The sequence below is a fragment of the Corynebacterium lubricantis DSM 45231 genome (assembly GCF_000379425.1).
In the GTDB taxonomy this organism is placed as follows: Bacteria; Actinomycetota; Actinomycetes; order Mycobacteriales; family Mycobacteriaceae; genus Corynebacterium; species Corynebacterium lubricantis.
Genome location: NZ_KB902220.1, coordinates 1 through 3,864 on the forward strand (window position 1 = coordinate 1; position 3,864 = coordinate 3,864).

A 3,864-nucleotide genomic window follows, 5' to 3' on the forward strand; every position below is an offset into this window, starting at 1 on the left:
AATGATGTCACGGGGAAACGACGACCGGAGAAGATACCCATGGCTGTGATTATTTCACGTCGCTCTTCCTACTGCCCCAACTTTGCAACAGCACCCTCAAAAACGTATCAGAACCCGTGCGGAGGTCAGTGAATGGGCACATAGAATACGGCACTGTGTTGTGATACAAAAACGTAACGCACCCACCTTTACGTATGGGACCATTTCGGAAACCGGGTTTTTGTGTCAAAAACGAACGATTTCGACACAGACAGTACTGAAGGATGCTGGTGTCCCACACATCACCGTCGGGCCGACGTTCGACCCTCGTTGCAACAGTTCAGCAACAACTGTATAGTTCAGTGCATGCTGACTATTGCTACACGCTTGGACGTGATGAACCGATTGGGTCGGGCGATGGCCGATCCCACCCGATCCCATATTCTCCTGACCCTGTTGGGTGGCCCGGCCTACCCGGCCGATCTCGCCCGGGAGCTGGAACTGACGCGGTCAAATGTGTCGAACCACCTCACTTGCCTACGGGACTGCGGAATTGTGGTCGCCGAACCGCAGGGGCGGAAGACCCGCTACGAGATCGTCGACGCCCATCTTGTCCAGGCGTTGAACTCACTGCTGGATACCACTCTGGCTGCCGACGAGAATGCCCCGTGTATTGACTCGGCATGTGACGTGCCCGGGTGCGCCACCGGAGAGGGGAACAGGTAAGTGGTAACTGGTCTCCTGGGGGCGGTTGGTCTGTTTATCGCCACCAATATCGACGACATCATCGTGCTCTCGCTGTTCTTCGCCCGTGGGGCCGGCCAAGCAGGGACCACACTTCGGATCCTGGCCGGGCAGTACCTTGGTTTCGCGGGCATCCTCGCAGCCGCGATTCTGGTCACCCTAGGGGCGGATGCTTTCCTGCCCACCGAGGCGATCCCCTACTTCGGGCTGATCCCCCTGACCCTGGGGCTGTGGGCGGCCTGGCAAGCCTGGCGGGGAGACGATGACGACGACGATGACGCGAAAGTCAGCGGAAAGAACGTAAGCGTCTTGACCGTCGCCGGGGTGACCTTTGCCAACGGTGGCGACAATATCGGCGTCTATGTCCCGGTTTTTCTCAACGTGGATACCGCCACCGTTATCATCTACTGCGTTGTCTTTCTGATTCTGGTGGCGGGCCTGGTCCTGTTGGCGAAGTTCGTGGCCACCCGTCCGCCCATCGCGGAGATTCTCGAACGCTGGGAGCATGTGTTGTTCCCTATCGTCTTGATCGGCCTGGGTATCTTCATCCTCGTCAGCGGCGGCGCCTTCGGCCTTTAATAAACTCATCCCCCGTGCTGCTAGGGCCTCTCTAGGTTTCCCTTACCGGCATCAACTAAACCGCCCATGAAGTTGTGAAAAGCCGCCGCCGCAGGGACTCGACCACGCTAGCGCGACAGAAATTCTAAAACTGCCCTATTGGGGTGTACTTGCCGGCCTTTTTCGCCAGGCGATCCCCTCGGCTTGTCGCTCCCGGATGATGGGGCGTTCGAACTCAGCGAAGGAGCCGAGAATGCTCAGCATGAGCTGGGCCCGCGAAGCATTGGATTCCGCCGAGAAGATCAGGTTTTCCTTGATGAAGTGCACGCTCGCACCCTTGGCGGTGATTTGGTCAATGATCTTCTGCAGGTCGACTTTCGACCATCACAATGACAGGCCAGGAACAACTATTGGTACGAGGGACATAAAACATCGCAGCCAGGTTCTCCTTGTTTAGGGCCGATATCAGGTCCTAGTTCTGGTTCTGTGGCGGCAGCGCCGCGACGAGCTGGGCGTCGAAGTCCTGCGGACCCAGGCTGGCGGCACCGCCTGGCGAACCGAGGTCGTCGAAAAAGGCGGCGTTAGCGTCGGTGTAGTCCACCCACTTGTCTGGGACATCGTCTTCGTAGAAGATGGCCTCAACCGGGCAGACGGGCTCGCAGGCACCGCAGTCGACACACTCGTCGGGGTGGATGTAGAGCATCCGTTTGCCCTCGTAGATGCAGTCCACGGGACATTCCTCGACGCAGGCTCGATCCAGGACATCAACGCAGGGCTGGGCGATTGTGTAGGTCATCGGATCTCCAATACTACGGATAAAGACGTGGAAAATAGGTTCACTGTCATCCTATTAGCTCCCCGACCCTTCACCAAGGGGGCACATATTTTCGATTACCCCGCCGCCAGTAGCGGTAAGGATAGTGGAACCGGTCAGCTGGTCACCGTCGCATGCTGGTACAAACATCAGGGACAGGAGGCCGGTGATCGAACGGTGCCGGTCCATGGTCTCGCCGCGGAAGACGGACCCTCGGCGGGCTCAAACACCCCAGGGGAAGTCCCTATCTTTCTTATTGCTTCAGTTTGGCAATGGTGATCAAAACGGTGCTGTTGCAAAGCAGGGCGGAGAGCGACGAAGACCTAGTTTCTCATTCCCTGATGGCCGCCTCGGAGAACGTGATCAAGGCAAGCAGAAGGAGGGTTCTCACGCCTGTCCCTTCTTGCGCGTCTCACGCATGACATCGATCGCTTCGGCGTCGGACTCGTCGAGGTAGGCGGCCTCCACCTGCAGTGTGGCGAAGAAGAAGCCGTACTGATCCTTGAGCATGCTGGAGGCGGCTTGGAGCACAGCCTGTGGATCGGCCCCGTCGGCGATGCGCAGGTGACCGGAGAACACGTAACGTCCACTGGTCAGTGCCCAAGCGTGCACGTGATGGGCGCCTTCAACGCCGTCGAGCGCTTCCAGTACTTCGGTCACCTCACCCAGGCGAATCTCAGCGGGCGTGCCCTCCATCAGCAAATGGGCGGCGTCGCGCAGGATGCCCCAACTTGCCCATATCAGGACGAAGCCGAAGGCCATTCCGAGCAGCGGATCGATCAGCAAGAACCCGGTGAAGCGGATCACCAGCGCGGTGACGATGATGAGCAGGCTGCCGACGAAAGTCTGAAGAATGTGCCACAGCGCGCCTCTGACGTTCAGGTCGCTGCGGCTTTGCTTCCAGATCAATCCCAACGAGATGAACTCGGTGAGCAAGCCACCGGCCGCCGCCCACAGCATGGGTGTAGTGGGCAAGTCAACGGGGTCGGTCATGCGCATGCCGGCCATCACAATCACGACCAGCGCCATGACCAGCAAGAAGCCGCCGTTGACCAGGGCGCCCACGATCTCGGCGCGATACCAACCGAAGCTGCGGTCCTTATCGGCCGGGCGGCGGGCCAGTCGGGCGGCGATGATGGCCACCAGCACGCCACCTACCGCCGAGAAGGTGTGGAAGGCGTCCGAAATCACCGCCACCGATCCCGTCCACAGGCCGATGCCCAACTCGATGACGAAGTAGATCCCCGTCAGCCACGCCGAAATCGTCAGGGCGGCGCCGCTGGAGGGCAGGTGCCCCGCGTGGCTGCGACCGCCGTTACCGTGAGCCATCGCCTTCCTTCCTCCGTTTCGTCATCTGCTGCGCGATCGGACCACTGCGATTCCCATCACGCCATCTGGTTGGGTGCCGATTGGTTAAGGTCGCGGCATCTTCCAATCGGCTGTCGCTCGAGCCGTGACCAGTCAACGTCCGCGCCATCTGGCAGTGCCAGAGTAGCAGGGCTCTACTGGGCTGTGTCAAGGTTCTTGGACACGGTCTCGGTTGGTTTCGTTGGTCACGCGGCAGCGGTGCGGACGCCGTTCGCCTGATCGTGGTACTCGGCCAGCACAATGGCCGGAGTCTTGTAGCCCAGGCTGCTGTGCAACCGTTGCCGGTTGTAGAACACCTCGATGTACTTGAAGCGTCCTGGGTTTAGTTCCGATCGTTTCTAGAGGAGGATTGGATCATGCCTAGGAAGTTCAGTGACGAGTTCAAGGACAAGGCGGTGAGG

General features: G+C 59.5%; 5 protein-coding genes and 1 pseudogene. 2 read left to right on the forward strand and 4 right to left on the reverse strand.

What is annotated here, in order from left to right; all coding sequences use genetic code 11:
• Nucleotides 1-345 precede the first annotated feature (345 nt).
• On the forward strand, nucleotides 346-705 hold the full coding sequence (gene cmtR, locus A37O_RS0110380) for a Cd(II)/Pb(II)-sensing metalloregulatory transcriptional regulator CmtR (protein ID WP_026196305.1): 360 nt from the start codon (nucleotides 346-348) through the stop codon (nucleotides 703-705).
• Nucleotides 706-1,302 carry a cadmium resistance transporter gene (locus A37O_RS0110385; protein ID WP_018297437.1) on the forward strand — a complete coding sequence of 199 codons (597 nt, stop codon included), beginning with the start codon at nucleotides 706-708 and terminating at the stop codon, nucleotides 1,300-1,302. It begins immediately after the preceding gene.
• 135 nt (nucleotides 1,303-1,437) lie between these two features.
• On the opposite strand, the gene A37O_RS16265 is transcribed toward A37O_RS0110385, so the two are convergent.
• The 4 genes and pseudogenes from A37O_RS16265 to A37O_RS16850 all read right to left on the reverse strand — a co-directional run.
• Nucleotides 1,438-1,608, reverse strand: a complete 171-nt coding sequence (locus tag A37O_RS16265; RefSeq protein WP_245533832.1) for a recombinase family protein — start codon at nucleotides 1,606-1,608, stop codon at nucleotides 1,438-1,440.
• Between the two features lie 145 nt (nucleotides 1,609-1,753).
• A complete protein-coding gene (gene fdxA, locus A37O_RS0110395; protein ID WP_018297439.1) occupies nucleotides 1,754-2,077 on the reverse strand; it encodes a ferredoxin in 324 nt (107 codons plus the stop codon).
• Between the two features lie 405 nt (nucleotides 2,078-2,482).
• Nucleotides 2,483-3,424 (reverse strand): cation diffusion facilitator family transporter, encoded by a 942-nt coding sequence (locus A37O_RS0110400; protein WP_018297440.1) that lies wholly within the window; start codon nucleotides 3,422-3,424, stop codon nucleotides 2,483-2,485.
• Nucleotides 3,425-3,648: 224 nt separating this feature from the next.
• Nucleotides 3,649-3,771: pseudogene (locus tag A37O_RS16850) on the reverse strand (IS3-like element ISGmo1 family transposase); the annotation flags it as partial.
• Between the last annotated feature and the right edge of the window lie 93 nt (nucleotides 3,772-3,864).